Raw genomic sequence first — 25,303 nt, 5'->3', positions numbered from 1 at the left:
GGCTACCTGAATCGGGTCAAAGCGGGGAGGGTAAATGAAAACGGGCTGCCCGAAGGCAGCCCGTTTACTAGGTAAGAAGCCGACGGGGCGAGCGAGCTAGGTCAGGCAAGGCGGAAATCGCCGAGGAAGCGCAGTTTACATAGAGTAAATGAGCATTCCGAGGCGGTTTCCAACGCAGCCTAGCCGACGCGCAGCCGTCACGCTAGTTAGTGGCGCATGCCGAGCTTCTTCTCCAGGTAATGGATGTTCACCGCGCCCTGGCCGAAGGCCTGGTCGCGGGTCAGCATCCGGTGCAGATCGGCGTTGGTCTTGATGCCGTCGACGATCAGCTCGTCCAGGGCGTTGCGCATCCGGGCCATGGCCTCGTCGCGGGTCTTGCCCCAGGTGATCAGCTTGGCGATCAGCGAATCGTAGTTCGGCGGAACCTTGTAGCCGCTGTACAGGTGCGAATCGACCCGCACGCCGTTGCCGCCCGGGGCATGGAAATGCTTGACCAGGCCCGGGGAGGGCATGAAGGTCTTGGGGTCTTCGGCGTTGATCCGGCACTCGATGGCGTGACCGGTGATCTTGATGTCTTCCTGCTTGATCGACAGTTTGTTGCCAGCGGCGATGCTGAGCATCTCCTTGACGATGTCGACACCAGTGATCATCTCGGTCACCGGATGCTCTACCTGCACGCGGGTGTTCATCTCGATGAAGTAGAAGCGGCCGTCTTCGTAGAGGAATTCGAAGGTGCCGGCGCCCCGGTAGCCGATGTCGATGCAGGCCTTGACGCAGCGCGCCAGGACTTCTTCACGGGCCTTTTCGTCGATCTGGGGCGCAGGCGCCTCTTCGATGACCTTCTGGTGGCGGCGCTGCAGCGAGCAGTCGCGATCGTAGAGGTGCACGGCATTGCCCTGGCCATCGGAGAGCACCTGGACTTCCACGTGACGCGGATTGCCGAGGAACTTCTCCATGTAGACCATGGAGTTGCCAAAGGCGGCGCCGGCTTCGGTCTGGGTCAGCTTGATCGATTTGATCAGCTCGGCCTCGTCCTCCACCACGCGCATGCCACGACCACCACCGCCACCGGCGGCCTTGATGATCACCGGATAGCCGACTTCGCGGCCGATGCGCAGGCACTCGGCCTCGTCATCCGGCAGGGCGCCATCGGAGCCCGGTACGGTGGGTACGCCGGCCTGCTTCATGGCGTTCTTGGCGGAGACCTTGTCGCCCATCAGGCGAATCACGCTGGCGGTGGGGCCGACGAAGGCGAAACCGGACTGCTCCACCTGCTCGGCGAAGTCGGCGTTCTCGGCGAGAAAGCCGTAGCCGGGATGGATGGCGGTGGCACCGGTGACTTCCGCGGCGCTGATGATGGCCGGGATGTTCAGGTAGGACAGGGGCGAGGGGGCCGGGCCGATGCACACCGATTCGTCGGCGAGGGACAGATGCATCAGTTCGCGGTCGGCGGTGGAATGAACCGCCACCGTCTTGATGCCCAGCTCCTTGCAGGCACGCACCACGCGCAGGGCGATTTCCCCGCGGTTGGCGATCAGGACTTTTTCCAGCATCGTGGGCTCCACGGGCTTAGACAATGGTGAACAGCGGCTGGTCGAATTCGACGGGCTGACCGTTCTCGACCAGCACCTGGCCGATGGTACCGCTGGCTTCGGCTTCGATGTGGTTCATCATCTTCATGGCTTCGACGATGCACAGGATGTCGCCTTTCTTCACCTGCTGGCCGACTTCGACGAAGGCCGGGGTGGTGGGCGAGGACGCGCGGTAGAAGGTGCCCACCATGGGCGAGCGAGCCACGTTACCGGTCAGTTGCGGAGCGGCGGCTTCGGCAGGAGCGGCGGCGGCCGGCGCAGCGGCCGGAGCCGGAGCGGCGACCGGCGCGGGGGCAGCGGCGTAGACGGTCTGCATGCCTTGGTTGCGGCCGGTGTTGCGGCTGATGCGGACGGACTCTTCGCCTTCGCGGATTTCCAGCTCGTCGATACCGGACTCTTCCAGCAACTCGATCAGTTTCTTGACTTTACGGATGTCCATTGGCGTTGGCTCTCCCCTCGGGTTCAGGTGATGTTCTGGATATTGAGTCGCGCTCAGCCGCGGGCGGCGAGCTGTTCGCAGGCGGCTTCCAGGGCCAGGCGATAGCCACTGGCACCGAGCCCGCAGATGACACCGACCGCCACGTCGGAAAAATAGGAGTGGTGGCGGAAGGCTTCGCGCTTGTGCACGTTCGACAGGTGCACTTCGATGAATGGGATGCTCACCGCGAGCAAGGCGTCACGTAGCGCGACGCTGGTATGGGTGAAGGCGGCCGGATTGATCAGGATGAAATCCACTCCTTCGTCGCGCGCGGCGTGGATGCGTTCGATCAGCAGGTGCTCGGCATTGCTTTGCAGATATTGCAGGCGATGCCCCGCCGCGGTGGCGCGGGCTTCGAGATCGGCATTGATCTGGGCCAGGGTGGTGGCACCGTAGACGCCCGGCTCGCGGGTGCCCAGCAGATTCAGGTTGGGCCCGTGCAGTACCAGCAGATGCGCCATAGCCACTTGCCTCGCGATTTCGCAACCAGATTGGCCGCGGACTATGCCGCAACCAGAGGTGACTGTCCAGTCGCTAGACGTTTGCCGGAAATAGCCGCACGTTGGGCGAAATTCTTTTAATCGCTGGCGATAAGCCTTTTTGCTTCGCCCAGTCGGGCGAGAAAGCCCGCGGCGTCGATTTCGCCGACGATGCGTCCCTTTGCCTGTTCCTGGCCGTTGGCCGCATAGAACAGGATCGCCGGCGGGCCGAACAGGTCGTGCTGCTGCAGCCACTGCCGCTGTTCCCGGGTGCTTTGCGTCATATCGAAGCGGATCAGCTCGAAGTCCCTGAGTTGTGCCTGGACTTCGGGGTTGCCGAATACCTCGCGCTCGATGATCTTGCAGCTGATGCACCAGTCGGCGTAGACGTCCACCAGCACCGGTCGACTGCCGCCGAGACTGCTGGTTAGAGCAGCCGGATCGCTGAGGCTGCGCATGCCGTCGGAGTGCGCAGCCACGCCAGGCGCCGTCGAGTCACCCAGGGGCCGCAGCGGATCGCTGGCGCCGTGCAGGGCACCGATACCCGCCGCCACGCCATAGACCACCAGGGCCAGTCCGGCCAGTTGCAGCAGACGCTGGCGGGGCGGCTTGGGCACCCATTCCAGGGCCCCGAGAAACAACCCGACGCCGGCGGCCAGCAGGCCCCAGGCGGCCAAGGCCAGAGGTCCTGGCAACAGCCGTTCGAGCAGCCACAGGGCCACCGCCAGCAGCAGCACGCCAAAGGCGTTGCGCATGCCCACCAGCCAGGCGCCGCTGCGTGGCAGCAGGGCGCCGCCACCGGCGGCGATGAGGACCAGCGGGGTACCCATGCCCAGGCCCAGGGCGAACAGGGCGAGTCCGCCGCCAAGCCAGTCGGCGGTGCTGCTGATGTAGAGCAGCAGGCCCGCCAGGGGCGCCGAGACGCAGGGCGAGACGATCAGGCTGGAGAGCACGCCCAGGGTGGCCGCGCCGCCGAGGGAGCCGCCGCGGGTGCCGCTGGCCAGCTGTTCCAGGCGCTCGCGCAGGGCCGCCGGCAGGCGCAGTTCGAAAAGGCCGAACATGGCCAGGGCGAACAGCAGGAACAGCGCGGCGAAGGGAATCAGCACCCAGGCCGACTGCAGTTGCGCCTGCAGATTGAGACTGGCGCCAAAGACGCCCATGAGCGCGCCCAAGGCCGCGAAGCTCAGAGCCATGGGCACCACGTAGGCCAACGCCAGCAGCAGGCCACGACCCGGACGCGCCTTGCCGGCCAGCACCACCGCCGAGACGATGGGCAGCATCGGCAGGACGCAGGGGGTGAAGGTCAGCCCCAGCCCGGCGAGGAAGGCCAGCAGGAGTCTGTTCCAGCCGACCTGATCGGGGGCAGGGGCGCTGGCCGCCGGGCTCGCCGTGGGCAAGGCCGCGGAGCTGGCGATATCCAGGATGCGGGTTTCCGGTGGATAGCAGAGACCTCGGTCGGCGCAACCCTGGTAGGTGACCGTGATCCGACCGCCGCGGCCGGGCGCGAGGGGCAGGGGGATGTCGACGCCGGCGTGATAGACCTGGACATCGCCGAACCATTCATCGTGCTTGGGCTCGCCGGGCGGCAGGACCACCGGTGCGCTCAGCAGGCCGGGATCGGCGTCGAAGGCGAAGCGCTGCCGATAGAGGTAGTAGCCCTCGGCTATGGTGAAGCGCACCAGGGGGCGGCCCTCGGCATCACGGCGCTGCTCCAGGCGAAAGGCCTGATCCACCGGCAGGAATTGCTGGCCCCCGCGCTGACCGTCCAGGCCCAGCGTGGCGGTCGAGCGCGGTGCATCGAACAGGCCGGCGGCGGCGGGCAGGGTCAGCAGCAGGGTGAGCAGGAACAGCAGGACACGCATGGGCTTCTCGATGATCGGCAGCGGCCGATCATAGCAGAGGCACCCGGCTCGCCAGATCAGTCCTGGCCGTACTGACGCACGCAATTGCGTCCCGCATGCTTGGCGGCATAGAGGGCTTCGTCCGCCTGCTTGGCCAGCGCGGGCATCTCCTGGCCGGGCTGCAGCTGCGCCACGCCGGCGCTGAAGGTGCAGCTGAGTTCCTTGGGCGGTGCCGGATAGTGGATCTCGGCGAAGCGCTGGCGGATCTCGTCGATCAGGCGGGTGGCGGTGGCCAGGTCGGTGTCGGGCAGTACGACGGCAAATTCCTCGCCGCCATAACGGCCGATATGGTCGGACTTGCGCAGGCGCTGCTTGAGAAACAGCGCCAGGCTCTTGATCACCCGATCGCCCATGGGGTGGCCGTAGTGGTCGTTGACCTGTTTGAAATGGTCGATGTCCAGCATGGCGAAGGTGATCGGTCGCTGGCTGCGCCGCGCGCGGAAGCAGGCGTCTTCCAGCAATTGCAGGGTATGGGTGTGGTTGTACAGCCCGGTGAGGCTGTCCTGGACGATGCGTGCCTGCAGGCTGCGCGCCCGGGCGGCGCGGGTGCGCACCGTGGCGATCAGGTGGCGCGGCTTGATCGGCTTGGTGAGGAAGTCGTCACCGCCTTCGCTCATGGCATCCAGCTGCTTGTCGAGATCGTCCTCGGCCGACAGATAGATGATGGGCACGCTGACATAGCGCTCGTGCTGGCGGATGACCTTGGCCAGCTCGGTGCCAATGCACTCGGGCATGTACATGTCGAGGATGATCAGATCGGGGGCGAATTCCGCCAGGTGCGCCATCACCGCCCCGGGTTGCATCAGGGTGCGGGTGACGATGCCGGCGCTGTTGAGCGCCATTTCCGTGGCCATGGCCTGGGCGCGGGAATCGTCCACCACCAGGGCGCGGATTGGATCGTAGTAGACGGTGCGGGTGAGGGTCTCGATCTTTTCCAGCAGCCGCGCCGAATCCAGGGTGCCGGTATAGAACTCCTGGCCACCGGCGCGCACCGCCGCCAGGCGAAAGGGCGTATCGGCCTCCTGGTGGCTGTAGAACAGCACCGGCAACTTACGTTCGAGACCGGTCTGGGCCTCCAGCGCCAGCTGGATGCCGGCGCCTGCGCCGCCGAAGTCCACGTCCATGACGATGACCGCCGGATGGCGACTGTCCATCATCGCGCGGAAGTCGTCGGCATGGTGGACGATCTGGATGGTGACGCCGAAGTACTCCATCTGCTGCGCCAGGCGCTCGGCGCGCTCGCTGTCGAGCAGGGCGATGTAGATCGGCTTGCGCAGCGGCGGCAGGCTGGTCGTTTCCAGCTGGTCGCCCTGGCGCAGCCCGGTGCGCGACAGGCTCTGCATGGCCTGGCTGAGTTCGGTGATGGCCTGGCTGTTGAGGCGGCCGCGATTGGCGGCGACCTGGGCCAGGGAAGCGCCGATGGTCTCGGCGAGCTCGGCATGGCCCTGCTGCTCGAAGCGCTTCGCGTATTGCAGCAGGCGCGCATTGGCGTCGGTCAGTTCGGCCAGGCTGCCGGCCGTCCATTCGTCTCGTTGCAGCCGCTGCCAGATCTCCAGCACCTGGCGCGACTGGTGGATGACCCGTTGCGCGAAGTGCAGCTTGAGGCGGTCCCGGCTCGGATCATCTGGTTCGCTCACGAATTGTTCCGTCATTCTTGAGGTGGTGGCCCTATGCTACCAATTGCTGGCTGGCAGGGGAGAGGCGGTACCCTGGTTAGCGGCGGCGATGCCGCTCGCATGGACACTGTCGGTCGCTTCTGGAGTAGCGTTTGTCGCCTGTTACCCTAGGCTCGGAGGCGGCTGCCCAGGTGCATTGCGCCCGAGCGGCCTGCGAGGGCTGCGCAACCGGCGCCGCGGGCAGGGGTCCAAGCGCCGACACCTTTGAAATCATTGCAAGGAATTGCCCATGCGGGAGTGGAACTTGAGATCGGGATGGCTCCGGCTGGTAGCAGCGCTCGTCGCGCTCTACCTGCTGGTCAGCCTGGCGATAGGCTGGTACTGGAGTCGTGAGCCGGATTTCTTCCCGGTGCAGCAGCATGCCCAGGAGGCGGCCACGGCCAGTGGTCGCAAGCTGGTGCTCGGCTACACCACGGTCGAGACCCTCAAGCAGGTGGCCGGCACCCTGCTGGACAAGCCGGGCGGCTATCTCTCCAACGACATCTTCCCGCCGGGCCTTTGGCTCGACGACATGCCGTCCTGGGAATATGGCGTGCTGGTGCAAACCCGTGACCTGGCGCGCGCCCTGCGCAAGGACTTCGCCCGTTCCCAGTCGCAGTCCACCGAAGACGTCGATTTGGCCCAGGCCGAGCCGCGCTTCAACTTCGACAACCACAGCTGGGCCATGCCCTCGTCGGAATCCGAGTACCGCGCCGGCATCGCCTCCCTGGACCGCTACCTGGCGCGCCTGGGTGGCCAGAACGCCCAGGGTCAGCCCGCCGCCTACTTCTATTCGCGCTCGGACAACCTGCGCAACTGGCTGGGCGACGTCGAGACCCGGCTGGGCTCGCTGTCCCAGCGACTCTCCGCCAGCGTCGGTCGCGTACGCCTCGATGCCGAGGTGCGGCCGAACCAGGACATCCCTGCCGGCCAGGTGCCGGAGGTGCATGAGCAGCGCGTCGAGACGCCCTGGCTGCAGATCGACAACGTCTTCTACGAGGCCCGCGGTCAGGCCTGGGCGCTGTCGCACATCCTGCGCGCCATCGAGGTGGACTTCGCCGACACCCTGGCCAAGAAGAACGCCACGGTCAACGTGCGCGAGATCATCCGCGAGCTGGAGGCGGCGCAGCAGCCGGTCTGGAGTCCGATGATCCTCAACGGCAGCGGCTTCGGCATCCTGGCCAACCATTCGCTGGTGATCGCCAACTACATCTCCCGCGCCAACGCCGCCATCATTGATCTGCGCCAGTTGCTGGAACAGGGCTGATGACGCCGGACGCACGCGAGGCGGCGCATCGCGCCGCCTCCGACCGGGAGCTAGTGGTCTGGGTCGATCACCAGGACTGCATCCAGGGCGAATTGCCGCGGGCAGAACTGCGTGCCCGTGGCCTGATCGGCCGCTGCACCTTCATTCTGCTGTTCAATGACGCCGGCGAACTCTGCGTACACCGGCGCACCCTGAGCAAGGCGCTCTATCCCGGCTACTGGGATGTCGCTGCCGGCGGCATGGTGGCGCCCGGCGAGAGCTATGCGCAATCGGCGGCCCGCGAGCTGGCCGAGGAGCTGGGCGTCAGCGGCGTGGCCTTGCGCGAGCATGGCACCTTCTATTTCGAAGAGCCCGGCAATCGCCTCTGGGGCGGCGTGTTCAGCGCGCGCTGGAACGGCCCGCTGCGGCTGCAGCCGGAAGAGGTACTGGAGGCACGCTTCCTGGCGCCGGCCGCCATTCTCGATGAGGCTCGCCAGCGACCCTATTGCCCGGATTCGCTGGAGGCCCTGCGCCTGGCCGTCAGTCGGTCGGATGTCGCATCCCTGCCTTAATTTCTTGCATTCGCGCCTTAGCATCCGCGGGCGATGCTGCTACATTGCGCGGCCCCGGACTAGCGCGGCCCGTGCCGGCCGGCGCTGCATCCAAGGTTTCCTCCAGGCGCCCGGCGTCTGAATCGAACTGGGAGAACCGTCCCTTGAGCAAGAAAACCTCCTCGCTGTCGGATCTCAGCCGGCTGGTGTATTCCACCGACGTTGGCCGCATTCGTCCGGAAGAACCCCAGGCACCGACCCCGGCCGGTGACGGCATCGCCCGCGTGCGGCGCGAGACCAAGGGCCGCGGCGGCAAGACGGTGACCACGGTCAGCGGCGTCCCCCTGGGCGAGGAAGAGCTCAAGGACCTGGCCAGCGCGCTCAAGCGTCGCTGCGGGACCGGTGGGGCGCTCAAGGATGGCGTCATCGAGATCCAGGGCGATCATGTCGACCTGCTGCTCGGCGAACTCGAAAAGCGCGGCTTCAAGACCAAGCGGTCGGGCGGCTAGGCCAGGCCTTCCAGCCCCCGCGTACAACTTACCGCCCCTGGCGGCGGTCCATCCAAAGCAAGATTCCCTACAGGAGATTCCCGCGAATGTCCCCACGACGCACGCGCAAAGATGACGGCAGCCAGTGGACCGTGGCGGACAGCCGCAGCGTCTATGGTATTCGCCACTGGGGTGCCGGCTACTTCGCCATCAGCGATGCCGGCAACGTCGAAGTCCGCCCCCACGGCCCGGACGGCCAGCCGATCGACCTCCATGTGCTGGTCGGCCAGCTGCGCGAAGCGGGGCTGTCGCTGCCGCTGCTGGTCCGTTTCCCCGATATTCTCCAGGGCCAGGTGCGGCACCTGACCGGCGCTTTCGATCGCAACATCGAACGCCTCGACTACCAGGGCCGCTACACCGCCCTCTATCCGATCAAGGTCAACCAGCAGGAAGCGGTGGTGGAAAACATCATCGCCACTCGCGACGTCTCCATCGGCCTGGAGGCCGGCTCCAAGCCGGAGCTGATGGCGGTGCTGGCGCTGGCGCCCAAGGGCGGTACCATCGTCTGCAATGGCTACAAGGATCGCGAATTCATCCGTCTGGCGCTGATGGGCCAGAAGCTCGGTCACAGCGTCTTCATCGTCATCGAGAAGGAATCCGAGGTCCCGCTGGTGATCGAGGAGGCGGCCGAGCTCAAGGTCACGCCCCAGGTCGGCCTGCGGGTGCGGCTGTCGTCCCTGGCGTCGAGCAAATGGGCCGATACCGGTGGCGAGAAGTCCAAGTTCGGCCTCTCCGCCGCCCAGCTGCTGTCGGTGATCGAACGCTTCCGCGCCGCCGGCCTGGAGCAGGGCGTGCGCCTGCTGCACTTCCACATGGGCTCGCAGATCGCCAACCTGGCCGACTATCGCCAGGGCTTCCGTGAAGCCATCCGCTACTACGCCGAGTTGCGCGCCCTGGGCCTGCCGCTGGATCACATCGACGTGGGCGGCGGCCTGGGCGTGGACTACGACGGTACCCACTCGCGCAACGCCAGCTCGATCAACTACGACATGGACGACTACGCCGGTACCGTGGTCGGCATGCTCAAGGAGTTCTGCGACCAGCAGGAATTGCCGCATCCCAACATCTTCTCGGAAAGCGGCCGCGCCATGACCGCCCACCACGCCATGCTGGTGATGCAGGTCACCGACGTCGAGCGCCACAACGACAGCGTGCCGGCCAGCGAGCGCTTCGAAGGCAAGGCCGAGGTGGTGCAGTGGCTGGCCGAGCTGCTCGGCGACACCGACCCGGAGATGGTCACCGAGACCTATTGGCGCGCCACCCAGTACGTCAGCGAGGCCGCCGCCCAGTATGCCGCCGGCACCCTGAGCCTGAGCGACAAGGCCCTGGCCGAGCAGTGCTACTTCGCCATCTGCCGCCGCCTGTACAACCAGCTCAAGGCGCGCCAGCGCTCCCACCGCCAGGTGCTCGACGAGCTCAACGACAAGCTGGCCGACAAGTACATCTGCAACTTCTCGGTGTTCCAGAGCCTGCCCGACACCTGGGCCATCGACCAGATCCTGCCGATCGTGCCGTTGACCCGCCTGGACGAGGAGCCGGTGCGTCGCGCCGTGCTGCAGGACCTGACCTGTGATTCCGACGGCAAGATCAAGCAGTACGTCGACGAGCAGAGCATCGAGACCAGCCTGCCGGTGCACGAGGTGCGCGAGGGCGAGGACTATCTGCTGGCGGTGTTCCTGGTGGGCGCCTACCAGGAGATCCTTGGCGACATGCACAACCTGTTCGGCGACACCGATTCGGTGAACGTCTACCAGGATGCCGACGGCAGCGTGCGCCATGGCGGCATCGAGACCCACGACACCATCGAGGACATGCTCAGGTACGTGCACCTCTCGCCCGAGGAGCTGATGACCTACTACCGCGACAAGGTCGCCAGCGCCCGTCTCACCGCGCGCGAGCGCACCCAGTTCCTCGACGCCATGCGCCTGGGCCTGACCCGTTCCTCCTACCTCGCCGGCTAAGAAGCCGCTCACGATCTGCTGCGCGTCGGCCAAGCGGCGTTGAAAATGCCTTCGAAATGCTCATTTACTATCTGTAAATTCCGCTTTCTCAGGCATTGTCGTCTTGCTTGGCTCTAGCTCGCGAGATCGTGAACGGCTTCTGACGAAGCGAACCCTGGCGGCCAGGCGGGCTCTATAGCCTTGCCGTCAGGATGGAGGAGGCAGGTATGAAGTGGCGCTTGGCGCTGTTGCTGGTGGGCAGCCTGGTATTGGCCGGCTGCGGCAAGGTCAATCAGGAAAACTATTCCCGGCTCAAGGCTGGCCAGACCAAGGCCGAGGTGGAGCAGATCCTGGGTGCACCCACGGAATGCGCAGGCGCCCTGGGCGTCACCACCTGTACCTGGGGCGACCGCGGTTCCTTCATCAGCGTGCAGTATCTCAACGACAAGGTGGCGATGTTCGCCGGGCAGGGTCTGCGATGAAAACCTCTACCAAGATTCTACTGCTGGCGGGTGCTGCCGGGCTGCTCGCGGCCTGTGCCAGTGGCCCGCGCGAGGTCCCGCCGCTCACCGCGGGCAATGTCGATCTGCAGCGCTACCAGGGGCATTGGTACGAAGTGGCGCGGCTGCCGATGTTCTTCCAGCGCAAGTGCGCCCAGTCCGAAGCCAACTATCACGTCATGGCCGATGGCTCGGTCGCCGTGTTCAACCGCTGCCGCACCCTGGACGGCAAGGTGCAGGAAGCCACGGGCACCGCTACCCTGATCAAGCCGGGCGTGACCGATCGTCTCGACGTGCGCTTCGACACCTGGTTCAGCGGCGTCCTGCCCAACGTGGCCAAGGGACCCTACTGGATCCTCTATGTCGACGACGACTACAAGACCGCCCTGGTCGGCAGTCCGGATCGCAAGTACCTCTGGTTGCTGGCGCGCAAGCCCGAGATCTCCGCGGCGCAGAGCGAGAAGCTGCTGCGCATCGCCCGTGAGAAGGGCTACAACCTCAATCGTCTGGTCTGGCGCGAGACCGACGCCCATATGCCCTAGGCCACAGGAGCTCTCCGTGAAACTCTGGACCGATGCCTTCACCGACAACGGCTTCATGCCCAAGCGCCACGAGTTCGACGTGGCCGACTTCGGCGCCCACGGCGACAACATCTCGCCTGCGCTGCAGTGGTCCGACCTGCCGGCTGATACCAAGAGTCTGGCGCTGACCGTCTACGATCCGGATGCCCCCACCGGCAGCGGATTCTGGCATTGGGTGGTGGTCAATATCCCGGTCGGCACCCAGGGCCTGGCGGAAGACGCCGGCCGCGCCGATGGCTCGGGCCTGCCGGCAGGCGCCCTGCAACTGATCAACGACTACGGCACCCGCGGCTTCGGTGGCGCGGCGCCGCCCAAGGGTGACAAGCCGCACCGCTACATCTTCCAGCTGCATGCGCTCAAGGTCGAGCAGCTGCCGGTGCCGGCCGAGGCGACCAATGCGGTCGGCCGCTTCATGATCCACCTCAACCAGCTGGCTGCGGCGACCTACACCGGTCTCTACGAGATCAAGTAGGACAAAGCACGGACGGGCTAGAACTCGTCCGTCGAGGCCGCCAGGCGGATGCCGGCGGCGCGCATCTCGGCCAGGAAGGCTTCACCCTGGGCTTCGAAGCCTGGCACCGAATGACTGCAGTCGGTCAACAGCACCAGGTCCTGGCGCCGCTCCACCGGCCAGAATTCCAGCAGGTCGCGTAGGGTGCTGGCCACGCAATGGGACAGCGCCTCGCCCGCCACTAACAGAGTGTCAGCCGCCTGTAGCCGGGCGATCAGCCCGGCGTCCACGGCGGTGCCCGGGTCCTCCGGGTCCAGCACCTCAGCGCGCAGGGCCGAATAGTGTTCGGTATGGGGATTGCCGCCCTTGGCGATGAACTCCACTAGGCGCCCCTGCTCTCGGCCCCAGGCATTGAGCGCCTGGTGGACATCCTCCTGCACCCCATGGCCCCAGCCGCCTACCAGGCAGTGTTCCGGCCAGATTACCAGGCGATAGCGACCGCCAGCCTCCAGCGCCTGCACATAGGCCAGCGCCCGGGCACGCTCGCTCGGCTCGCGGGTCTGCCAGCGACCATCGGCCACTTCGTCCGCGCTGATCTGAGTAAAGGGCGCCGGTGGCTGCCCGGCGGCGTCCTGCCAGCCGTGCGGATGGGCGATGTGCAGCGGCTGGTGGGAATCCAGGGTGACATGCACCGCGGTGAGCCGAGTCCCGAGGCGCTCGATCAGAGCGGCGACGCGCTGCAGGCCGGCTACCGCGCCGGGTACCGGCAGGGCCGCACCCGGCAGGTCGCAGAAATCGTTTTGCGGATCGATCAGCAGCAACTGCAGCTTGGCGTGGGACATGGCGATCTCCTTGGGCGACTGGCCGTCGATGGTGCGGGTGCCGCTGGACGCGAGGCAAGCCCGGGCAGCGTGGAAACCCGGTAAGGTGCAGGTCTATGATGAAGGGGCCGACCCTGCCCCGCGGAGCGCGACATGCTGAATCTGTACCCGGAAATCAAGCCTTACGCCCGCCACGAGCTGGCCGTCGAAGCCCCCCATGTGCTCTATGTCGATGAGAGTGGCTCGCCCGACGGTCTGCCGGTGCTGTTCATCCATGGCGGACCCGGCTCCGGATGCGATCGCCTGAGCCGGCGTTTCTTCGATCCCAATCTCTACCGCATCGTTACCTTCGATCAGCGTGGCTGCGGTCGCTCCACGCCCTATGCCAGCCTGGAAAACAACAGCACCTGGCACCTGGTCGAGGACATCGAGCGCCTGCGCGAGCACCTGGGCATCGAGCAATGGGTACTGTTCGGCGGCTCCTGGGGATCGACCCTGGCGCTGGCCTATGCCCAGCGCCATCCCGAGCGGGTCCGTGCCATGATCCTGCGCGGCATCTTTCTCTGTCGTCCGGTGGATCTGCACTGGTTCTACCAGGATGGCGCCAGCCGGCTCTTTCCGGATTTCTGGCAGGACTATCTGCACCCCATCGCCGAGGAAGAACGCGGCAATCTCATTCAGGCCTACTACCGGCGCCTGACCGGTCCGGACGAGCTGGCGCAGATGTCCGCCGCCCGTGCCTGGTCGTGCTGGGAAGGCCGCACCGTGACCCTGAGGCCCAATCCCGACGTGCTGGAGAAATTCAGCGAGCACGCCCTGGCCATCGCCCGTATCGAATGCCACTACTTCGTCAACGACGCCTTTCTCGAACCGGACCAGCTCCTGCGCGACATGCCCAGGATCGCCCATATCCCGGCGGTGATCGTGCACGGTCGCTATGACATGGTCTGTCCCCTGGACAATGCCTGGGCCCTGCACCATGCCTGGCCCGGCAGCGAATTGCAGATCATCCGCGATGCCGGACATGCGGCCAGCGAACCCGGTATCTGTGACGCCCTGGTGCGGGCGACCGACCAAATCGCCCGCCAGCTGCTCGATCTGCCCCAGGAGGCCGAGTGAAGGCGTTGCTGCAACGGGTCGCTCGCGCCAGCGTCGAGGTGGCGGGAGATACGGTCGGCGCCATCGGCCCGGGCCTGCTGGTCCTGGTCGGCATCGAGCCGGCGGATGACGAGGCCGCCTGTGCCCGGATGCTCAAGCGCCTGCTGGAGTACCGGGTGTTCGCCGACGGCGAGCAGCGCATGAATCTGTCCCTGCAGGACGTCGGCGGCGGGCTGCTGCTGGTCTCGCAGTTCACCCTGGCCGCCGATACCCGTAGCGGGCGGCGGCCGAGCTTTTCCACCGCCGCACCGCCGGCTCAGGGCGAACGGCTGTTCGATCACCTGGTGAGCCTCGCCCGTGACCTGCATCCCGAGGTCCAGACCGGTCGTTTCGGCGCCGATATGCAGGTTTCCCTGGTCAACGACGGACCGGTGACATTTTTATTGTCGATTTAGTGAGGGCGCCCCTTACAGCGCCCTGCCAAGTGTCTATGATTGCGCAGTTCGAGTTTGAACGGTCGTCCAACTGGGGAATCATTGACCCTTGCGGGAGTCGGACCTCTGCCTATCCGTTTCGCGACCACCGGTCGCCGAACGTATTCGTACGCTGATTTAGGAGGCTGCGTGTTATCTCATTCCAAAGTTAAGCCGGGCAAGCAGGGCTTCGCCCTGATCGGGCTCTCCGTTGCACTGGGTCTCTTCAGTGCCCAGGCCCTGGCCTTCAGCCTGGACGACGTGGCCGCCAAAGCCAAAGAACTCTCCGGCCAGAAATTCGTCGCGCCCAAGAGCAACCTGCCCGCATCCTTCAGCGGCATGAAGTATGCCGATTATCAGCAGATCACCTTCAATCAGGACAAGGCCTACTGGAAGGATGCCAAGACGCCCTTCCGGCTGAATTTCTATCACGAGGGCATGCACTACAGCGTGCCGGTGAAGATCAACGAGGTCACCGCCAACAACGTCGAAGAGATTAAATACGATCCCTCGATGTTCAACTTCGGCAATCTGCAGATCGATCAGGCCCAGCTCAAGGATCTCGGCTTCGCCGGATTCAAGGTGCTCTATCCGCTGAACAAGGCGGACAAGCATGACGAGCTGATGACCATGCTCGGCGCCAGCTATTTCCGCGTGATCGGCAAGAACCAGGTCTATGGCCTGTCCGCTCGTGGTCTGGCCATCGACACCGCCCTGCCGTCCGGCGAGGAATTCCCGCGCTTCACCGAGTTCTGGGTCGAACAGCCCCAGTCGGATCGTCGCAACCTGGTGATCTATGCACTGCTCGATTCGCCGCGGGCCACCGGTGCCTATCGCTTCGTGCTGACGCCTGGCAAGGACAGCACCGTCGACGTCGAAGCCAAGGTGTTCCTGCGCGACAACGTCAACAAGCTCGGCATCGCGCCGCTGACCAGCATGTACCTGTTCGGCCCCAACCAGCCGAGCGCCCAGGTCAACTATCGTCCGGCCCTGCACGACTCCAACGGCCTGGCCATCCATGCCGGCAACGGCGAGTGGCTGTGGCGCCCGCTGAACAATCCGCGCCGGCTGTCGGTCAGCACCTACACCATCGAGAATCCGCGCGGTTTCGGTCTGCTGCAGCGGGGTCACGAGTTCTACAAGTACCAGGACCTGGACGAGCGTTATGACAAGCGTCCCAGCGGCTGGGTAGAGCCCAAGGGCGACTGGGGCAAGGGGCACGTCGAGCTGGTGGAAATCCCCACCCCGGACGAGACCAACGACAACATCGTGGCCTTCTGGACGCCGGATACCCTGCCGGAGAAGGGCCAGCCGATCGATGTCAGCTATCGCCTGCACTTCACCACCGACGAACCCAACCTGCACACCAAGGACCTGGCCTGGGTCGCCCAGACCCGCCTGTCCACCGGCGACGTGCGTCAATCCAACCTGGTGCGCCAGACCGATGGCAGCCTGGCCTACATCATCGACTTCGAAGGGCCGAATCTCGACGATCTGCCCGAGGATTCGCAGGTCGGCTCCCAGGTCAGCCTGGACGCCAACGGTGAACTGGTCGAGAACTCTGTGCGCTACAACCCGGTTACCAAAGGCTATCGCCTGACCCTGAGACTCAAGGTCAAGGATCAGACCAAGCCGGTGGAAATGCGCGCCAACCTCGCCCAGGGTGACAAACCGCTCAGCGAAACCTGGACTTACCAGCTACCTGCCAATGAATAACACCACCCGCGATACCTCGGTCGCCGCTGCTGGCGACTACCTCGAACACCTGCCGTTGCCCGCCGGGCAACGGCAGGTGCTGGACCAGACCGCTGACGTCGAGTCGCTGCACCGGCAACTGGCCGGTGCCCGCGGCGAAGGTGCCCAGGGCGCCGACGCGGTGATCGCTTCCACCGAGGCACGCCTGGCCGCCGGTTGGGACGATACCCTGGACGATGGCGAGCTGCTGGGCAGCGATGCCCAGGGTCGGGTGTTCATCAAGGCCACCCCGCCCATGACCCGCTCCATGATGGTGCCCGATCCCTGGCGCACCAATCCCGTGGCGCGGAGCTGGAAGCGCCTGCTCGGCCGCAAGGACCACAGTCGCTGGCAACCCGATCCGGAAGCCGATGCCCATGCGCACTGGCGCAAGGTAGGGTCCTTCCGGCGCTTCATCCTGCTGATCCTGATGCTGGTACAGACCGGCATCGCCACCTGGTACATGAAGGCCGTGCTGCCCTATCAGGGCTGGGCGCTGGTCGATCTCAGCGAGATCTACAGTCAGGGCTGGGGCGAATCCATTCGCCAGGTGCTGCCCTATGTGGTGCAGACCAGCATCCTGCTGCTCTTCGCCTTGCTGTTCTGCTGGGTGTCCGCCGGTTTCTGGACCGCCCTGATGGGCTTCTGGCAACTGCTCAGCGGGCGCGACAAGTACAGCATCTCGGCCAGCTCCACCGGTACCGAGCCGATTGATCCCCAGTCGCGTACCGCCCTGGTGATGCCCATCGCCAACGAAGACGTTCCGCGGGTCTTCGCCGGTCTGAGAGCCACCTACGAGTCGGTCCGTGCCAATGGCGAGCTGGAGCACTTCGACTTCTTCATCCTCAGCGACAGCAACGATCCGGACAAGTGCGTGGCCGAAGAGAAGGCCTGGCTGGAGCTGTGCCGCGAGGTCGGTGGCTTCGGCCACATCTTCTATCGCCGCCGTCGGCGTCGGGTGAAGCGCAAGAGCGGCAACATCGACGACTTCTGCCGTCGCTGGGGCAGCCAATACAAGTACATGGTGGTGCTCGACGCCGACAGCGTGATGAGCGGCGAGTGCCTGGCCAGTCTGGTCCGGCTGATGGAAGCCAATCCCCGTGCCGGCATCATCCAGACCGCGCCCAAGGCGTCCGGCATGGATACCCTGTACGCGCGCCTGCAGCAGTTCGCCACCCGGGTGTACGGACCGCTGTTCACCGCCGGCCTGCATTTCTGGCAGCTGGGTGAATCTCACTACTGGGGTCACAACGCGATCATCCGGGTCAAGCCGTTCATCGACCATTGTGCTCTGGCTCCGTTGCCAGGCACGGGCTCCTTCGCCGGCGCGATTCTCTCCCACGACTTCGTCGAAGCCGCGCTGATGCGCCGTTCCGGCTGGGGCGTGTGGATCGCCTACGATCTGCCGGGCAGCTACGAAGAACTGCCGCCCAACCTGCTGGACGAACTCAAGCGTGACCGTCGCTGGTGCCATGGCAACCTGATGAACTTCCGGCTGTTCCTGGTCAAGGGGATGCACCCGGTACACCGCGCGGTGTTCCTGACCGGGGTGATGTCCTACCTGTCGGCGCCGCTGTGGTTCCTTTTCCTGGTGCTGTCCACGGCGCTCTTGGCGATCCACAAGTTGCTGGAGCCCCAGTACTTCTTCCAGCCCCGCCAGCTGTTCCCGGTCTGGCCCCAGTGGCATCCGGAGCAGGCCATCGCGCTGTTCTCCACCACCCTGATCCTGCTGTTCCTGCCCAAGCTGCTCAGCGTGGTGCTGATCATCGCCAAGGGTGCCAAGGAATTCGGTGGCGGTCTGCGGCTGTTCCTTTCCATGATGCTGGAGATGCTCTTCTCGGTGCTGCTGGCACCGGTGCGGATGCTGTTCCACACGGTGTTCGTGACCGCCGCCTTCCTGGGCTGGTCGGTGCAGTGGAATTCGCCCCAGCGGGACGACAACGACACGCCCTGGAGCGAAGCGTTCCGCCGCCATGGTTCGCAGATGCTGCTTGGTCTGATCTGGACCGCCGGCGTGGCCTGGCTGGATCCGCGTTTCCTCTGGTGGCTGTCGCCCATCGTGGTGTCGCTGATCCTGTCGGCACCGGTGTCGGTGATTTCCAGCCGGACCAACCTGGGTCTGGGCAGTCGTCGCCATCACCTGTTCCTGATCCCGGAAGAGTACGCACCGCCGCGCGAGCTGGTGGCGACCGACGAGTACCTGCACCTGAACAACCGCAACGCCCTGACCAAGGGCTTCCTGCGCGCCACCGTCGATCCGGTACTCAATGCCCTGGCCATCGGCATGGCCCGCGGTCGCCACGGCAAGGTGGTGGAGCCGGCACGCCGGCTGCGCGAAGAGCGGGTGGCCCGGGTCCTGGCCGCCGGTCCCGAGAAGACCAAGGGCGACGACCAGTGGCGTCTGCTCAGCGATCCGGACGGCATGGCGCAACTGCACCTGCAGGTCTGGAAGGCCGAAGAGCACCGCAACTGGCGGGAAGCCTACGCCACCCTGCGGCCACGCTCCCACAGCGACTCGGCCGCGGATGCCGCAGCCAGCCCGGCCAGTCTGACCCCGCGGCCCGCCTCCTGAGGCGGCGCTCCGCGCATAGAAAAGCCCCGGTGTCGCGAGACGCTGGGGCTTTTTCTTGTCCCTGATCGGCCAGAACAGGCGGGCTAGAACAGGCGGGCGAGGAGGGCAGGTACGGCGTTCTCGACGCGCAGGATGCGCTCACCGAGCTGTACGGGCGCCAGGCCCGCTTCCTGCAGCTTTTCGACCTCATAGGGTATCCAGCCACCCTCGGGACCGATCGCCAGCGTCACGGGCTCGCTGAGGGCGCGCGGGCAGGCCGGGTAGTTGCCCGGATGACCGACCAGGCCGCGGGTGCCGGCGGCGAGCGCGGGCAGGTGATCCTCGACGAAGGGCTTGAAGCGCTTTTCGATCAGCACCTCCGGCAGCACCGTGTCCCGCGCCTGCTCCAGTCCCAGGCGCAGTTGCTCCTGGATGGCCGCAGGCTCCAGAAATGGGGTCTGCCAGAAGCTCTTTTCCACCCGGTAGCTGTTCAGCAGCACCAGGCGTGCAACGCCCATGGCGGACACGGTCTGCAGCACCCGCCGCAGCATCTTGGGACGGGGCAGGGCCAGCAACAGGGTGAGCGGCAGCTTGGCCGGCGGTGGCTGGTCGAGGGTGACGGTCAGGCAGGCCTGGCTGGCGTCGAGGGACTCGATCTGGCCGGTACCCATCAGGCCATCCAGCAGGCCGACGCGCATCCGGTCGCCGGCAGCCGCCTGGTGGACCTCGCGCAGATGGGCGAGACGGCGCGGATCGCGCAGCACGACCCGGTCAGCGGCCGTGAAGTCGGCCGCTTTGAGCAGGATCAGATTCACGGACGTTCGGCGGGCGGCTGGGCTTCGGCGGCAGCGTCTTCGTCGGCCAGCGGGCGCTCGCGCTTTTGCACGAAGCGGCCGAACAGCAGGCCGATCTCGAACAGCAGCCACATGGGCACGGCCAGCATGGTCTGGGAGAAGACGTCCGGCGGGGTCAGGATCATGCCGACCACGAAGCAGCCGATGATGACGTAGGGACGGATCTTCTTCAGATAGGCCACGTCGACCACGCCGATCCAGATCAGCAGCACGGTGGCCACCGGGATCTCGAAGGCCACGCCAAAGGCGAAGAACAGCGTCAGGATGAAATCCAGATAGGCGTTCAGATCCGGCATCATCATGGCGCCTTCCGGCGTGATGCTGCTGAAGAAGTGGAAGATGATCGGGAACACCAGGAAGTAGGCGAAGGCCATGCCGGCGTAGAACAGCACGATGCTGGAGATCAGCAGCGGGATGGCGACCTTCTTCTCGTGGCGATAGAGCCCGGGCGCGACGAAGCCCCAGACCTGGTGCAGGATCACCGGCATGGCGATGAACAGCGACACCACCAGGGTCAGCTTGAAGGGCGCCAGGAAGGGGGAGGTGACGTCCGTGGAGATCATGGTCGCGCCTTCAGGAAGGACGCGGCGGATCGGCTCGGAGGCGAAGGCATAGATCTTCTGGGCGAAGTAGAACAGGCCGAGGAAGATCAGAAAGGTCGCCAGCACGCATCTGAGGATGCGGGTGCGCAATTCGGTGAGGTGCGAGACCAGGGGCATTTCCTGGTCATCGTGATCGGAAGGCTTGTCGCTCATGGTGCTCTTGGCGGCGTCTGGGGCGGATCCTGCGGGCGTTCGGCAACCACGTCCTGGGGCATGGGCGGAGCAGCGGCAGCGGGCGGCGTCTGGGCTTCCGGGGTGGAAGCGGCAGGCTTGGGCCGGTTGTCGCGCTGTTCCATGGACAGGATATGCTCGTTGCGCAGCTGCTGGCGAATTTCGTCAGCGCCGATCTCGCGCTCCACTTCCTGGCGGATGCTGTTGAAGCTGCGCCGCAGCCGACCGATCCACAAGCCTGCGGTGCGCGCCGCGCCTGGCAGGCGTTCCGGACCCAGCACCAGCAAGGCGACGAACCCCACCAGCATCATTTCGGGAAAGCTGATTCCGAACATGGGTGGGCCTTAGTCCTTGCGCACCACCGGCTCTTCGACCTTGCGGTGCTCGGCATCGAAGGTCTGGGGGCGATTCAGAGGGGCATTGGGGTTGGCCGTGCTGGCGGTAGGCGCCGGCTGTTCGGCCTTGTCATCCTCGTCGGTGTGCATGGCCTTGCGAAAGCCCTTGATGGCCTCGCCGACGTCGGAGCCCAGATGCTTCAGGCGTTTGGTGCCAAAGACGATTACCACGACGAGCAGGATGACGAGCCAGTGTTTCCAGTCGAAGATACCCATGGTCTTTCCTCGTTGCGAAGCTTGGGGTCAGGATTGAGTGCGGGCGGCCTTTTCGGCGTGCCCGGAGAGGCCGAAACGACGATCCAGTTCGTCCAGCACGGCCTGGGGGTGCTGGCCAAGGGCCGAGAGCATGATCAGGCTGTGGAACCAGAGGTCGGCGGTCTCGTAGATGACGTCGTCGTACTGCTGACTGATGGCGGCGTCCTTGGCGGCAAGAATGGTCTCGACGCTTTCTTCGCCGACCTTTTCCAGGATCTTGTTCAGGCCCTTGTGATAGAGGCTGGCCACATAGGAGGAGTCCGGAGCGGCCTGCTTGCGTTCTTCCAGCACCTGCGCCAGGCGCGCAAGGGTGTCAGTCATGGCCGTGCCCTCCTGCATAGATGGCTTGGGGATCCTTGATCACCGGGTCGACGGTTGCCCACTGGCCATCGCGCAGCACGCGATAGAAACAGCTTTCCCGGCCGGTGTGGCAGGCGATGCCACCCAGTTGCTCCACCTGCAGCACCACCACATCGGCGTCGCAGTCCAGGCGCAATTCGATGACGCGCTGCACGTGACCGGATTCCTCGCCCTTGCGCCAGAGGCGATTGCGCGAGCGCGACCAGTAGACCGCACGGCCTTCGGCGGCGGTCAGGGCCAGGGATTCGCGGTTCATCCAGGCCATCATCAGGATGCGCCCCGAGGTGGGGTCCTGGGCAATGGCCGGTACCAGGCCGTCGCTGTTCCAGTGGATCTCGTCTAACCAGTCGCTCATGAGTCTGTTCAATACTACGAATTAGGGTACTTGGCTCTGTCCGAAAAATGCCTGCGCTCGGTCATGCGGCGTTAAAAATCCGTTCGGAATGCTCATTTACCGTTCGTAAACTCCGCTTCCTCACGGATTTTTGCCTTGCCTGACCTTCGCTCGGCGACTTTTCAAACAGGCCCTAGCCTCGCATAAGACGCAACTCGAATACAGCGGCAGGGCACCAGTGGCTGAGGGCGTGTATTTCGCCCGATAAAAATGACAGGACGGTTACAGCTTAAGGAGTTCAGCGCCTGATCACCAGAACCAGGCCACCGACCAGCATGGCCCAGGCGGGCCAGGCATGTGGCTGGGGTTCGAGGCCCAATTGGGCGGCACCGACCAGCAGGACCGCGCCGATGACCCGCACGATCCAGTCGTCGTTGCGTCTGCCCCAGGGGTTGGGTGGATCCTTGCGATGCGGCTGGGTGATGCGTTCCAGGGTATCGCGGGCCATCTGCGCCAGATGCGGGATCTGTTCCAGTTGCTGCTGGATGTTGCGGGCGACCTGCGGCGGACTCAGCCGCTTGCGCATCCACTTTTCCAGATAGGGCTTGGCGGTGGACCAGAGGTCCAGGTCCGGATAGAGCTGGCGACCCAGCCCTTCGATGTTGAGCAGGGTCTTCTGCAGCAGCACCAGTTGCGGCTGGATCTCCATGTTGAAACGGCGCGCCACCTGGAACAGCCGCAGCAGCAGCTGGCCGAAGGAGATGTCCTTGAGCGGCTTCTCGAAGATCGGCTCGCAAACGGTGCGGATGGCCGCTTCCAGTTCGTTGACCTGGGTGTTGGCCGGTACCCAGCCGGAGTCGATGTGCAGCTGGGCGACCTTGCGGTAGTCGCGCTGGAAGAAGGCCCAGAGGTTGCGCGCCAGGTAGTCCTGGTCCTCAGGGGTCAGGCTGCCGATGATGCCGCAGTCCACGGCGATGTAGAGCGGATCCCAGGGCTTGGCGGTGCTGACGAAGATGTTGCCCGGGTGCATGTCGGCGTGAAAGAAGCTGTCGCGGAACACCTGGGTGAAGAAGATCTCCACGCCGCGCTCGGCCAGCAGCTTGAAGTCCGTGCCCTGGTCGCGCAGGGCGGCCAGATCGGTCACCGGGATGCCGTAGATGCGCTCCATGACCAGCACCCGCTCGCGGCACCAGTCCCAGTACACCTGGGGCACGTAGAGGCGCTCGGAACCCTCGAAATTGCGTCTGAGCTGGCTGGAGTTGGCCGCCTCGCGCAGGAGGTCCAGTTCGTCGTAGATGGTCTTCTCGTAGTCGCTGACCACGTCCATCGGATGCAGGCGGCGGGCTTCGGCGGAGAGCTTTTCAGCGGTGCGCGCCAGCAGGAACAGCCAGGCGATGTCCTGGCTGATGATGTTCTTCAACCCGGGCCGCACCACCTTGACCACCACTTCCTCGCCGGTGCGCAACTGGGCGGCATGGACCTGGGCCACCGAGGCCGAGGCCAGCGGCTGGTGATCGAAGCGGGCGAAGGCCTGCTTGATGGGTACGCCAAGCTGGGACTCGATGAGCGCCACGGCCTTTTCCGGCGGAAAGGGCGGGACCTTGTCCTGCAGGAACATCAGTTCGTCGGCGATATCCTCGGGCATGAGATCGCGCCGGGTGGAGAGGATCTGGCCGAACTTGACGAACACTGGGCCCAGACCTTCCAGCGCCAGGCGCAGGCGGGCACCGCGCGGCAGGGTCTTGCTCGGCCGCGGCAGCCAGCGCCAGGGCAGCACGTAGCGGGTGGCGCGCAGGTACCAGGGCAGCGGCAGGGCGTAGACGATGTCGTCCAGCCGATAGCGGATCACCACGAAGAAGATCCGCAACAGGCGGTTGAGGGCAGCGAACAGCTTCATTCGTCGGGGTTATCCCTGGCGTTGCGGGCGGTGCCCAGGCGGGCGAGGCGGGCGTCGAGACGATCCACGTCCAGGCGCAGGGCATCGATCTCGGCGAAGCGGGCCTCGCCTTCCAGGCGGCCGACCAGCTGACGACTCTCCTCGTTCAGCCAGTTGGACAGCGTCAGCTGCAGACTGTCACGCGTCTGTTCGCCGAGTGCCTGGCTGCGTCGGGCCAGATCACCCAGGAGTGCGGCTGGCAGCGGGCCGAGCCAGCGACTGACTTCGTGCTGCCAGTCCAGCTCCAGCTTCTGCAGGATGTCGGACAGTTCGATCAGCAGGGCGCTGTCGCCCTCCAGGCGCACGTCCGGCTGGTGCAGCACGCGTTGCTTGTCGCGGGCCAGAGCCAGTTCAGCGAGGCGCGTCGCCGGGGCGCTCAGGGTGCAGTCGATGTCGCCCTCGTGATGGGCGGCGAAGTGCAGGCCGTCACCCGCGGGCAGGATGTACAGGCGTAGCGCCGGTTGCCGGGTCTGGACCGCGATCACCCGTCCGGTCAGGCCGGCCAGGCGCGGCAAGGCCACCGGATCGAGCGCCAGCAGCGGATTCAGGCCACGCTCCAGTGCGGCCAGCAACGCCTGGGTGACGAGGGCCATCAGGGCTTGATGCCGCGATGCAGGGCGACCACGCCGCCGGTCATGTTATGGAAGGTGACCCGGGCGAAGCCGGTCTCTTCCATCATGGCCTTGAGGGTCTGCTGATCGGGGTGCATGCGGATCGATTCGGCCAGGTAGCGGTAGCTCTCGGCATCGCCGGCCACCAGCTTGCCCATCAGCGGCAGGAAGCCGAAGGAGTAGGCGTCATAGGCCTTGGACACCAGCGGGTTGGTGGGCTTGGAGAATTCCAGCACCAGCAGCCGGCCACCGGGTTTGAGCACGCGCAGCATCGAGGCCAGGGCCTGGTCCTTGTGGGTGACGTTGCGCAGGCCGAAGGCGATGGTGATGCAGTCGAAATGGTTGTCGGGGAAGGGTAGCTTCTCGGCATCCGCCTGGACGAAGCGCACATTGCTGGCGACGCCTTCGTCGAGCAGGCGATCGCGGCCGACCCGTAGCATGGAGTCATTGATGTCGGCCAGGACCACCTCGCCGGTGGGGCCGACCAGACGGGCGAACTGCTTGGTCAGGTCGCCGGTGCCGCCAGCGATGTCCAGTACGCGGTTGCCGCGGCGCACGCCGGACAGTTCGATGGTGAATCTCTTCCACAGCCGGTGGATGCCCGCCGACATCAGGTCGTTCATCACATCGTACTTGGCCGCCACCGAATGGAAGACCTCCGCGACCTTGTAAGCCTTCTGGCTCTCCGGGACGCTCTGGTAGCCGAAGTGGGTCTGGGATTCGGCCTCGGGGCCTTTGCGCGGATCGCTCATGGGGCTACACCTGGGACAGGGACAAGAGGGCATTCTAGCAGGCCGATCGCCCGGGATGTCCGGCTAAAACGGGGGCTGACCGCTCGGTTCTCGCGATTGGCGACGTGGCGGGCCCTCGCTATAGTCAGGGCCCCTTATCCGGAGTTCCCCGATGTCCCAGATCACCATCGAACGCAGCCATTCGCTCGGCCTGGAAGGCGCTCGCCAGAAAGCCGACCAGCTGGCGGAAAAACTCACGCGCGACTATGGGGTGGCCTGCGCCTGGGAAGGCGATACCCTGACATTCACGCGCAGCGGCGTAGACGGGCGGATCGAGGTCGGTGAAGACCGGGTGCGGGTACTTGCGACCCTGGGCATGATGTTCTCGATGCTCAGTGGCCAGATCGAAAAGGAAATCGAGCGCAAGCTGGACAAGGCCCTGGCGGCCTGAGCCA

At 65.4% G+C, this 25,303-nt stretch carries 27 protein-coding genes; 12 read left to right on the top strand and 15 right to left on the bottom strand.

Annotation, left to right across the window (positions count from 1 at the left end; translation table 11 throughout):
- Positions 1-206: 206 nt before the first annotated feature.
- From accC to FEZ61_RS20795, 5 genes are all read right to left on the bottom strand, one after another.
- Complete coding sequence (gene accC / locus FEZ61_RS20815) at positions 207-1,553, bottom strand: acetyl-CoA carboxylase biotin carboxylase subunit (RefSeq protein ID WP_064309286.1); 1,347 nt, start codon at positions 1,551-1,553, stop codon at positions 207-209.
- Between the two features lie 16 nt (positions 1,554-1,569).
- Positions 1,570-2,031: an acetyl-CoA carboxylase biotin carboxyl carrier protein gene (gene accB, locus FEZ61_RS20810; protein WP_017641057.1), complete on the bottom strand. Its 462-nt coding sequence runs from the start codon at positions 2,029-2,031 to the stop codon at positions 1,570-1,572.
- Positions 2,032-2,084: 53 nt separating this feature from the next.
- On the bottom strand, positions 2,085-2,531 hold the full coding sequence (aroQ, locus tag FEZ61_RS20805) for a type II 3-dehydroquinate dehydratase (RefSeq protein ID WP_007161587.1): 447 nt from the start codon (positions 2,529-2,531) through the stop codon (positions 2,085-2,087).
- Positions 2,532-2,647: 116 nt separating this feature from the next.
- Entirely contained in the window at positions 2,648-4,411 is a 1,764-nt protein-coding gene (gene dsbD, locus FEZ61_RS20800) for a protein-disulfide reductase DsbD (protein ID WP_173150289.1), read from the bottom strand.
- Between the two features lie 56 nt (positions 4,412-4,467).
- Positions 4,468-6,087 (bottom strand): PleD family two-component system response regulator, encoded by a 1,620-nt coding sequence (locus FEZ61_RS20795; RefSeq protein ID WP_068384974.1) that lies wholly within the window; start codon positions 6,085-6,087, stop codon positions 4,468-4,470.
- Positions 6,088-6,355: 268 nt separating this feature from the next.
- Between FEZ61_RS20795 and FEZ61_RS20790 the strand changes: the two genes are divergently transcribed.
- The 7 genes from FEZ61_RS20790 (at position 6,356) to FEZ61_RS20760 (ending at position 11,943) form a co-directional block, all read left to right on the top strand.
- A complete protein-coding gene (locus tag FEZ61_RS20790; RefSeq protein ID WP_064309283.1) occupies positions 6,356-7,372 on the top strand; it encodes a DUF2333 family protein in 1,017 nt (338 codons plus the stop codon).
- A complete protein-coding gene (locus FEZ61_RS20785; RefSeq protein ID WP_017641052.1) occupies positions 7,372-7,923 on the top strand; it encodes an NUDIX hydrolase in 552 nt (183 codons plus the stop codon). Before FEZ61_RS20790 ends, FEZ61_RS20785 begins: the two co-directional genes overlap by 1 nt.
- Before the next feature lie 143 nt (positions 7,924-8,066).
- Positions 8,067-8,411 (top strand): translation initiation factor Sui1, encoded by a 345-nt coding sequence (locus FEZ61_RS20780; protein ID WP_017641051.1) that lies wholly within the window; start codon positions 8,067-8,069, stop codon positions 8,409-8,411.
- 86 nt (positions 8,412-8,497) lie between these two features.
- Positions 8,498-10,411 carry an arginine decarboxylase gene (gene speA, locus FEZ61_RS20775; protein WP_007161593.1) on the top strand — a complete coding sequence of 638 codons (1,914 nt, stop codon included), beginning with the start codon at positions 8,498-8,500 and terminating at the stop codon, positions 10,409-10,411.
- A 206-nt stretch (positions 10,412-10,617) separates the two neighbouring features.
- Positions 10,618-10,872 carry a hypothetical protein gene (locus FEZ61_RS20770; protein WP_064309282.1) on the top strand — a complete coding sequence of 85 codons (255 nt, stop codon included), beginning with the start codon at positions 10,618-10,620 and terminating at the stop codon, positions 10,870-10,872.
- Positions 10,869-11,432, top strand: coding sequence for a lipocalin family protein (locus FEZ61_RS20765; protein ID WP_173150287.1), 564 nt, complete (start codon positions 10,869-10,871; stop codon positions 11,430-11,432). The genes FEZ61_RS20770 and FEZ61_RS20765 overlap by 4 nt, the downstream gene beginning before the upstream one ends.
- Positions 11,433-11,448: 16 nt before the next feature.
- Positions 11,449-11,943: a YbhB/YbcL family Raf kinase inhibitor-like protein gene (locus FEZ61_RS20760; protein WP_231356885.1), complete on the top strand. Its 495-nt coding sequence runs from the start codon at positions 11,449-11,451 to the stop codon at positions 11,941-11,943.
- A 17-nt stretch (positions 11,944-11,960) separates the two neighbouring features.
- Here FEZ61_RS20760 and FEZ61_RS20755 read toward each other — a convergent pair whose 3' ends face one another.
- Complete coding sequence (locus FEZ61_RS20755; RefSeq protein ID WP_173150285.1) at positions 11,961-12,764, bottom strand: hypothetical protein; 804 nt, start codon at positions 12,762-12,764, stop codon at positions 11,961-11,963.
- Between the two features lie 132 nt (positions 12,765-12,896).
- Between FEZ61_RS20755 and pip the strand changes: the two genes are divergently transcribed.
- From pip to mdoH, 4 genes are all read left to right on the top strand, one after another.
- Entirely contained in the window at positions 12,897-13,862 is a 966-nt protein-coding gene (gene pip / locus FEZ61_RS20750) for a prolyl aminopeptidase (RefSeq protein ID WP_068384959.1), read from the top strand.
- Positions 13,859-14,296: a D-aminoacyl-tRNA deacylase gene (dtd, locus tag FEZ61_RS20745; RefSeq protein ID WP_068384956.1), complete on the top strand. Its 438-nt coding sequence runs from the start codon at positions 13,859-13,861 to the stop codon at positions 14,294-14,296. Before pip ends, dtd begins: the two co-directional genes overlap by 4 nt.
- Before the next feature lie 216 nt (positions 14,297-14,512).
- A complete protein-coding gene (locus tag FEZ61_RS20740) occupies positions 14,513-16,030 on the top strand; it encodes a glucan biosynthesis protein G (protein ID WP_173150387.1) in 1,518 nt (505 codons plus the stop codon).
- Positions 16,023-18,620, top strand: coding sequence for a glucans biosynthesis glucosyltransferase MdoH (gene mdoH, locus FEZ61_RS20735; protein ID WP_173150283.1), 2,598 nt, complete (start codon positions 16,023-16,025; stop codon positions 18,618-18,620). Before FEZ61_RS20740 ends, mdoH begins: the two co-directional genes overlap by 8 nt.
- Before the next feature lie 83 nt (positions 18,621-18,703).
- Here mdoH and FEZ61_RS20730 read toward each other — a convergent pair whose 3' ends face one another.
- From FEZ61_RS20730 to ubiE, 9 genes are all read right to left on the bottom strand, one after another.
- Positions 18,704-19,414, bottom strand: a complete 711-nt coding sequence (locus FEZ61_RS20730) for a 16S rRNA (uracil(1498)-N(3))-methyltransferase (protein WP_173150281.1) — start codon at positions 19,412-19,414, stop codon at positions 18,704-18,706.
- Complete coding sequence (gene tatC / locus FEZ61_RS20725; RefSeq protein ID WP_173150279.1) at positions 19,411-20,208, bottom strand: twin-arginine translocase subunit TatC; 798 nt, start codon at positions 20,206-20,208, stop codon at positions 19,411-19,413. The genes FEZ61_RS20730 and tatC overlap by 4 nt, the downstream gene beginning before the upstream one ends.
- The gene (gene tatB / locus FEZ61_RS20720) at positions 20,205-20,561 is read right to left on the bottom strand and encodes a Sec-independent protein translocase protein TatB (protein ID WP_093254239.1); all 357 of its coding nucleotides are present in this window, start codon (positions 20,559-20,561) and stop codon (positions 20,205-20,207) included. The genes tatC and tatB overlap by 4 nt, the downstream gene beginning before the upstream one ends.
- 9 nt (positions 20,562-20,570) lie before the next feature.
- On the bottom strand, positions 20,571-20,837 hold the full coding sequence (locus FEZ61_RS20715) for a twin-arginine translocase TatA/TatE family subunit (protein ID WP_064309273.1): 267 nt from the start codon (positions 20,835-20,837) through the stop codon (positions 20,571-20,573).
- Positions 20,838-20,864: 27 nt separating this feature from the next.
- Positions 20,865-21,197: a phosphoribosyl-ATP diphosphatase gene (locus FEZ61_RS20710; protein WP_007161606.1), complete on the bottom strand. Its 333-nt coding sequence runs from the start codon at positions 21,195-21,197 to the stop codon at positions 20,865-20,867.
- Positions 21,190-21,591 (bottom strand): phosphoribosyl-AMP cyclohydrolase, encoded by a 402-nt coding sequence (gene hisI, locus FEZ61_RS20705; protein ID WP_093254229.1) that lies wholly within the window; start codon positions 21,589-21,591, stop codon positions 21,190-21,192. Before hisI ends, FEZ61_RS20710 begins: the two co-directional genes overlap by 8 nt.
- A 277-nt stretch (positions 21,592-21,868) precedes the next feature.
- Positions 21,869-23,467, bottom strand: a complete 1,599-nt coding sequence (ubiB, locus tag FEZ61_RS20700; protein ID WP_017641040.1) for a ubiquinone biosynthesis regulatory protein kinase UbiB — start codon at positions 23,465-23,467, stop codon at positions 21,869-21,871.
- On the bottom strand, positions 23,464-24,099 hold the full coding sequence (locus FEZ61_RS20695; protein ID WP_017641039.1) for an SCP2 sterol-binding domain-containing protein: 636 nt from the start codon (positions 24,097-24,099) through the stop codon (positions 23,464-23,466). Before FEZ61_RS20695 ends, ubiB begins: the two co-directional genes overlap by 4 nt.
- A complete protein-coding gene (gene ubiE / locus FEZ61_RS20690) occupies positions 24,099-24,869 on the bottom strand; it encodes a bifunctional demethylmenaquinone methyltransferase/2-methoxy-6-polyprenyl-1,4-benzoquinol methylase UbiE (protein ID WP_017641038.1) in 771 nt (256 codons plus the stop codon). Before ubiE ends, FEZ61_RS20695 begins: the two co-directional genes overlap by 1 nt.
- Before the next feature lie 151 nt (positions 24,870-25,020).
- Between ubiE and FEZ61_RS20685 the strand changes: the two genes are divergently transcribed.
- Positions 25,021-25,299: a polyhydroxyalkanoic acid system family protein gene (locus tag FEZ61_RS20685; protein WP_017641037.1), complete on the top strand. Its 279-nt coding sequence runs from the start codon at positions 25,021-25,023 to the stop codon at positions 25,297-25,299.
- The last annotated feature ends 4 nt before the right edge of the window (positions 25,300-25,303 follow it).

It is taken from the genome of Pseudomonas sp. MS15a(2019) (genome assembly GCF_013277805.1).
Classification (GTDB): Bacteria; Pseudomonadota; Gammaproteobacteria; order Pseudomonadales; family Pseudomonadaceae; genus Chryseomonas; species Chryseomonas benzopyrenica.
This window is presented reverse-complemented; position numbering and strand designations above follow the sequence as displayed.